Source organism: Pedobacter cryotolerans, assembly GCF_005116475.1.
Taxonomy (GTDB): domain Bacteria; phylum Bacteroidota; class Bacteroidia; order Sphingobacteriales; family Sphingobacteriaceae; genus Pedobacter; species Pedobacter cryotolerans.
This window is the reverse complement of the sequence record NZ_SWBO01000010.1, coordinates 147,194-154,641: the sequence shown is the minus strand read 5'-3', so window position 1 is coordinate 154,641 and position 7,448 is coordinate 147,194. Positions and strand designations below refer to the sequence as shown.

Genomic DNA, 7,448 nt, shown 5'->3' with positions numbered 1-7,448 from the left:
TTTTTTGAAACTTTTTTTTCGTTTCGTTGTTTGCTCTTTGTTTCCCTATTTCAATTCATCCTCTCTTTTCCTTTTCTCCTTCTGTCGTTACCTCCGTAGCGGGTTGCAAAGGTAAGAAGATTTTTTAATTTCCAAAACTTTTTTTGAAATTTTTTTGTCTTTTTCGTAAGTGGCTTATTTACAGCTCAAATACTTTTAAATCCCCTTTTTCAATGCCCCTATCACTATTTCCGTAAACCCATTCGCCTCCTCCGAAGCGGGATGCAAAAGTAGAAAAATTAAACGTAACAACAAATATAATTGCCAATTAATACATACAAATATCATAACTGCATGATTTACAAAGTGAAAAGTTTTAAGGAGGTGCTGTGGACTGGTAATAAGTACTCATTGTATGTGTTAATATATATACAGGTGAGTGAATGAAGTATCCTATTATATATACAAATGAATTGCCCGTTAAATTGATTACTGGTTAATAGGCTTAAATTTATTTCCAAATGTTGAAGTATGAATAACCGATGTATCCTATATATATATACTGCTATATTTTTAGATTGATGCAGGGCTACACTCAAATAGAAGCACTGACCTTTGTTAAATAGACCCGGTGGTAGCGAAAATACTTTGCCAAACCTCTAACTTGGAATTAGCAGCGAACGCCCAGGCAAAGATTGCAGCGGACGACGGGATTTAATTAATTGAAACACTGTATCTGATCTGCTAATATTGTCCAATGCTTAATAATACAAGCGTACAAGCTTCGACAGGTTCGATATTGTGTTGATCTAACATTTTTTCGAATTCGTAATTTTCTGTACCTGGGTTAAAAATAACTCGCTTTGGCTTTGTATTAATGATGTAATCATAATAGCCTGGCTGAAGATCTGGACCTATGTATAAGGTAACGGTGTCAATATCATGATATGGTGCGGCTGGTTTTTCTATTTTAACACCGGCAACCTCGCCTTGTTTTATACCTATGTTAACTATTGGATGACCTTTTGCGGTTAACATTTGAGCAGCTCGGTATGCGTAACGATCTGCATTTGGGGTTGCACCTATAATTAAAGTCTTCTTCATGCTAAATTGATTACTCCGATTTAAAATATTTATAACAGTTTAACAGTTAAAAATACTATTTGTTTAGAATAGCGTTTGCACAATTGATGCCATCTATTGCTGCAGAGACTATTCCACCTGCATAACCCGCTCCTTCTGCACATGGATAAAGTCCTTTAATTTGCGGGTGCTGAAAGGTTTCTTTATCTCGAGGAATTCTTACGGGGGATGAGGTTCGGCTCTCTACTCCTACCAAAATAGCTTCGTTTGTATAGTATCCTTTCATTTTTTTTCCGAATAAAGGCAGCGCTGCTTTCAAGCTATCAGCAACAAAAGTTGGTAAAATTTGATCTAACATTACGCTTTTCGTTCCGGGGAGGTATGAATTTTTAGGGAGATCTGCCGATAATTTATTTTCTACAAAATCTATCATCCGCTGTGCGGGAGCAACTAAGTTACCGCCACCAACCTTAAAAGCTAATTGTTCTATCTGAGATTGAAAGTTTAACATTCGCAAGGGATCATCTCCTTTTACATCATCTAAAGTTATTTGCACAACGGTACCTGAGTTTGCAAATGGGTTATTACGTTTGGATGGCGACCAACCATTAACCACAATTTCGTGTAAATCTGTTGAGCATGGTGCAATTATACCACCAGGACACATGCAAAAAGAGAAAACCCCTCGTGTATTTACCTGCTCTACCATACTATAATAAGCTGGCGGAAGAAATTCGGACCTGATATCACAATGATATTGTGCACTATCGATGATTTGCTGTGGGTGTTCTATTCTAACGCCTAGCGCAAATGGCTTTGCTTCGATTAATATATTTCGCTGTTGTAAAAGCTCGTAAATATCTCTTGCAGAATGGCCAGTAGCTAATATTACGTGATCAGACAAAATCTCTGTAATATTATTTACTATCACTCCTTTTATGTGATCTTTAGAAAGAATGAAATCTGTAAGTTTCGCATCAAAATGTACTTCGCCACCTGCATTTTCAATAGTTTCTCGAATGCTGGTAATAATTTGAGGCAATTTATTGGTGCCGATGTGTGGTCTGGCATCAATTAAAATATCTGGCTGTGCACCATGCTGAACGAAAACTTGTAGTACTTTATTAATATCGCCCCTTTTATTTGAACGGGTATATAATTTACCATCAGAATAAGTACCCGCACCACCTTCTCCATAACAATAATTAGATTCTGTATTTACCAAACCCTGTTTATTAATGGCTGCTAAATCTCTTCTCCTTTGTTTTACATCTTTCCCACGTTCAATTATTATTGGCTTTATTCCGTTTTCTAAACATTGTAATGCTGCAAACAAACCAGCTGGGCCAGCACCTACTATTATTGCAGATTTATTGGTGTGTATTTTTGGATAGTTAAAGGTTTGGCTTTGTTCTTCAATTATTTCATCGATAAAAGCCCTTACCTGAAGGCGGTAAATAACTTTGCGAGACCTTGCATCGATAGACCTTTTTAATATTTTGAAGCTTTTTATTCGATTTTGTGCAATTTTTAAACCAGCCGCTAGGTTTTTTAAGATTTGTTGCTCATTGGTAATTTGCTCTGGAGCAAGGGTAATTTCAATTTCTTTTTGCATAAACAAGTCGAGTTTTTATCTCGAATGATACAAAAATACGATTTTGCAGTTGTAAATTATAACTAAGCAATTGGTAGATGATACACTAAATGGTATATTTATTTATTATCTTATGGCAAGATGTCAGTATTTTGTCTGATTTAGTAACAAGGCATGAGTATTGATATCTAATTGGAAAATAGAAACCTAAAAAACAAAATAAAAAAATGAAAAGAATAGTAATTGGTATAGTTGCAGTAGTTGCAATAGTAGCTTTAATTAGCGGCTGTGGTTATAACGGACTTGTTAAAATGGACGAGGAAGTTAAAAACAAATGGAGTAATGTTGAAGCTCAATATCAACGTAGATCTGATTTGATACCTAATTTAGTGAGCACTGTTAAAGGCGCTGCAAAATTTGAGCAAGGAACTTTAACTGCAGTAATTGAAGCACGTGCAAGCGCAAGTAAAATTACAATTGATCCTGATAAGTTAAACGCAGAGAATATTGAAAAATACCAACAAGCACAAGGTCAGATTACACAAGCTTTGGGTAAATTAATGGTGTTAACTGAGAATTATCCAGAATTAAAAGCTACACAACAGTTTAGTGATCTTTCTGCACAATTAGAAGGAACAGAAAATAGGATTACAGTAGCACGTAATGATTTTAATGCATCTGTACAAACTTTTAATTCTAAAGTAAGATCTTTTCCTACTAATTTAACAGCTGGTATGTTTGGCTTTAGTGTTAAAACTCCATTTAAAGCAGATGCTGGAGCTCAAAATGCACCTAAAGTAGAATTTTAATTATCATCTAACTTTTAAGGGTAATAGCTGTTTAATATTTAAACGTTATTACCCTTTAATATATACTATAAAATATGTCTCTTTTCAGTACACAAGAACAAGAACTTATTGCCAATACCATTTCTGAAGCTGAAAAAGCTACATCTGGAGAAATAAGAGTTGCAGTTGAAAAACATTGTAAAGGCGGTGCTTTTGATAGGGCAACCGAATATTTTGCAGAGTTAGGCATGGATAAAACTGCTCAGCATAATGGGGTTTTAATTTATTTGGCCCACGAAGACCATAAATTTGCAATTATTGGTGATAAAGGAATTGACAGTGTTGTACCAGATGATTTTTGGGAAACCACTCAAATAGCTATGAAAGCTCATTTTTTATCTGGCAATTTGGCAGAAGGAATTGTTGCAGGAATTGCACTAGCTGGAGAAAAATTAGCCTTATATTTTCCTTACCAAAGTGGAGATATTAATGAATTGCCAAACGAAATCATATTTATTGATCAGCACGAAATTAAATAACTGATGAAGAAAATAATCATCTTATCATTATTAACGCTCAGTACTTTTTTAGGCTTTGCTCAGGAATTTCCGGCGAAGCCGAATAAATTGGTTAATGACTATACCAATACTTTAACCAGTGAGCAAATACAATCGTTAGAAAGAAAGCTCGTAGCGTTCGACGATTCTACCAGCAACCAAATAGCGGTTGTGATCATGAAATCTGTTGGCGATTACGATATTAACGAATACGCACAAAAATTAGGTAGAGCTTGGGGTGTTGGCGGTAAAGAAAAAAATAATGGTGTAGTTTTATTGGTAGCCATGGGCGATAGAAAATTATCTATCCAGACAGGTTATGGAGTGGAAGGCGCATTACCAGATATTTATACAAAGCGAATAATTGAGAATGATATTAAACCCTTTTTTAAAACGAATGATTATTACGCTGGCATAGATGCGGGCACAAATTCGATTATAGAACTAATTAAAGGAGAATATAAAAACGATAATCCTAAAGCAAAATCGAAAGGCAGCAAAAGTGGAGCAGGCTTTATTGTGATCATCATTATAATTGTAATTGTAATAATTTTGCGCAAAGGTGGTGGCGGCGGAGGCGGAAACCAAGTTATTGGCGGACGTGGTGTTGCTGACGCTTTATTTTGGAGTATGCTTTTAGGTGGAGGTAGAGGTTCTGGTGGCGGAGGTTTTGGAGGCGGATTTGGTGGTGGAAGTAGCGGCGGCGGAGGTTTTGGCGGATTTGGAGGTGGTAGCTTTGGTGGTGGTGGAAGTAGCGGAAGTTGGTAAAGAGAATTACGATTTTTGATTTACGAGTTACGATTTTGCTCAACATTGCAACCTTTCAACTTAAAAACATTACAACTTAAAATGTATAGAAAAGATCTGATTACTTCGGAAATAGAACGTTTAGCGCAAGTTTTAGCCAGAATTATGGGTCTAAAAGTTGAGCTTAAGTTGAAAGAAGCTGAATTACTTTTTGAGGAAACTTTATTATCAGGTTTTGGCTTAACCAAATCATTGTTGTTAGCTATTGATAACGAACCTTTTTCTACTTGGCTTAAGCAAGCAGATTTAGCACCTGAAAAACTAAATACTTTAACAGACTTTTTGTTTAGTGAATTAGATTTTGAAGGAAATCCTATCCTATCTCAGCTTTATGCGCAAAAGTTAAATTTGATTTACCAGTTTTTAGTAGATCGTCATCAAATTGTTCATCTCATTAACATGGGCCGACAGAAATATATACAACAGTACATTTGATATGGAAATTTTAAAATGGCAGAAGTTAGCCTCTAAATATTTAGTAAGAGAAAGATGGGCAACTTTAAGGGTTGATACTTGTAAACTGCAAAATGGAAGTATTAAGGATGATTATTATGTTTTAGAATATCCGAACTGGGTGAATGCTGTTGCTTTAACTAAAGAAAACAAAATAATTATGGTAAGGCAATATCGCTTTGCGGCTGATATCATTTCTTTAGAAATACCTGGCGGTGTGATTGATGATGGTGAAGAACCAGAAACTGCAATTGCTAGAGAATTACAAGAAGAAACGGGTTACAGTTTTGAGAGTTGTGAATTGATTGCAACCTTATATCCTAACCCAGCAACAGCTACTAATAAAACTTTTACCTATTTAATGAAAGGCGGTGTAAAAACCCATGACCAACATTTAGATGAGCATGAGATTTTAAATGTGGAAGAATATACAATTGAAGAGATTAATCAGCTGCTGAAGGATAATAAAATTGATCAGGCTTTACATGTTGCTGGATTGCATTATGGCTTGATGCATTGTAAAAAAGCTTAATATTTATAAAGCCCATTTTGAAATAATCAAAATGGGCTTTTTTATTTGTTCCGTCGACTAAAGTCGACGGCAATGAATACAAAAAAGTTGATAGCTTTAAGATTGCTTCGTAAACTCGCAATGACGATCCACTTATATTAACTCATTTTCAGTTTTTTCTGAATGTCGTTTACGTAAGCTTTAAACTTTTTATCAGTTTCTATTAAATCTTCTACGGTTTGGCAAGCATATATTACTGTAGAGTGATCTCTGCCTCCAAAGAAGGCTCCAATAGTTTTTAATGATGACTTGGTATGGCTTTTAGACAAATACATAGAGATTTGACGAGCCTGCACAATTTCGCGTTTACGCGTTTGCGATTTAACCATGTCTATTGGCACTTCAAAATACTCACATACCAATTTCTGTATGTACTCCATCGAAATTTCTTTAGAAGTATTTTTGATAAAGTTTTTTAACATTTGTTTAGCCAAAGCTAAATCGATGTCTTTTTTATTTAATGTAGATTGTGCTAGTAAAGAAACCATTGCTCCTTCTAATTCACGTACATTATTATCAATATTATGCGCTACATATTCAACTACATCACTTGGTAATTCAATACCGTCAGCATACATTTTCTTTCTAAGGATAGCGATACGAACTTCCAAATCAGGAACTTGCAAATCTGCAGATAATCCCCATTTAAAACGACTTAGCAAACGCTCTTCTAAACCAGCTAAATCCTTAGGTGCTTTATCTGAGGTTAAAATTACCTGTTTACCAGATTGGTGTAAGTGGTTAAAAATATGGAAGAAAATATCCTGTGTTTTTTCTTTCCCTGCAAAGTTGTGTACATCATCCATAATGATTACATCCATCGCTTGGTAAAAATTAACGAAATCGTTAATGGTGTTATTTTTTAATGAATCTACAAACTGTTGACAGAATTTTTCGCAAGAAACATAAATTACCAATTTATCTGGCATACTACGTTTAATCTCGTTACCAATTGCTTGCGCCAAGTGTGTTTTACCTAAACCTACGCCACCATAAATCATTAATGGATTAAATGATGTACCACCTGGTTTTGCTGCCACAGCATAACCTGCAGAACGAGCTAAACGGTTACAATCTCCTTCAATATAATTTTCGAAAGTATAGTTCGGGTTTAATTGTGGATCAACATTTAATTTTTTCAATCCTGGTATAATAAATGGATTTTTAATATCCTTATTTATAGATACAGGAATTGGCATTGATTGCATTTTTGCTTCTGCCCCATTTCCGTTAGAGGGCATATTTGTAGTATATGGAGAACCACTATTTGACGATTTGTCAACTACTATATTGTATTCTAATCTTCCTTCGTCTCCCAATTGCTTTTTTACCGTTTTACGAAGTAAGCCCACATAGTGTTCTTCTAACCATTCGTAAAAAAATAAACTAGGCACCTGGATGGTTAAAACTTTCCCCTCTAATTTAAGTGCTGATATCGGTTCGAACCAGGTTTTAAAACTTTGGCTCGGAATGTTATCCTTAATTATTTGGAGACAGTTCTTCCATACTTCGGTACAAGTTTTTTCCATTGTTAATCTTTAATTTGTTGGTTTTCAGTTCTAATAGGGACATTACGGATATGCCCTTTTGAGTCTTCGAATATTCAAAAAATTATC

Annotated in this window: 8 protein-coding genes; 5 read left to right on the top strand and 3 right to left on the bottom strand. The window is 35.0% G+C overall.

The genetic code is table 11. From position 1 onward, the window contains the following. Positions 1 to 723: 723 nt before the first annotated feature. A complete protein-coding gene (locus tag FA045_RS15710) occupies positions 724 to 1,083 on the bottom strand; it encodes a CoA-binding protein (protein WP_136878027.1) in 360 nt (119 codons plus the stop codon). A 55-nt stretch (positions 1,084 to 1,138) separates the two neighbouring features. Continuing rightward, positions 1,139 to 2,677 carry an NAD(P)/FAD-dependent oxidoreductase gene (locus FA045_RS15705; protein WP_136878026.1) on the bottom strand — a complete coding sequence of 513 codons (1,539 nt, stop codon included), beginning with the start codon at positions 2,675 to 2,677 and terminating at the stop codon, positions 1,139 to 1,141. A 206-nt stretch (positions 2,678 to 2,883) separates the two neighbouring features. On the opposite strand from FA045_RS15705, the gene FA045_RS15700 reads away from it, so the two are divergent. From FA045_RS15700 to FA045_RS15680, 5 genes are all read left to right on the top strand, one after another. Continuing rightward, positions 2,884 to 3,465, top strand: coding sequence for a LemA family protein (locus tag FA045_RS15700; protein WP_136878025.1), 582 nt, complete (start codon positions 2,884 to 2,886; stop codon positions 3,463 to 3,465). Positions 3,466 to 3,539: 74 nt separating this feature from the next. Further along, complete coding sequence (locus FA045_RS15695; RefSeq protein WP_136878024.1) at positions 3,540 to 3,983, top strand: TPM domain-containing protein; 444 nt, start codon at positions 3,540 to 3,542, stop codon at positions 3,981 to 3,983. Positions 3,984 to 3,986: 3 nt separating this feature from the next. Next, entirely contained in the window at positions 3,987 to 4,769 is a 783-nt protein-coding gene (locus FA045_RS15690; RefSeq protein WP_136878023.1) for a TPM domain-containing protein, read from the top strand. Positions 4,770 to 4,850: 81 nt separating this feature from the next. Further along, complete coding sequence (locus tag FA045_RS15685; protein ID WP_136878022.1) at positions 4,851 to 5,243, top strand: hypothetical protein; 393 nt, start codon at positions 4,851 to 4,853, stop codon at positions 5,241 to 5,243. Between the two features lies 1 nt (position 5,244). Then, positions 5,245 to 5,793: an NUDIX hydrolase gene (locus tag FA045_RS15680; RefSeq protein ID WP_136878021.1), complete on the top strand. Its 549-nt coding sequence runs from the start codon at positions 5,245 to 5,247 to the stop codon at positions 5,791 to 5,793. A gap of 137 nt (positions 5,794 to 5,930) precedes the next feature. On the opposite strand, the gene dnaA is transcribed toward FA045_RS15680, so the two are convergent. Then, positions 5,931 to 7,361, bottom strand: coding sequence for a chromosomal replication initiator protein DnaA (gene dnaA / locus FA045_RS15675; protein ID WP_136878020.1), 1,431 nt, complete (start codon positions 7,359 to 7,361; stop codon positions 5,931 to 5,933). Positions 7,362 to 7,448 lie beyond the last annotated feature (87 nt).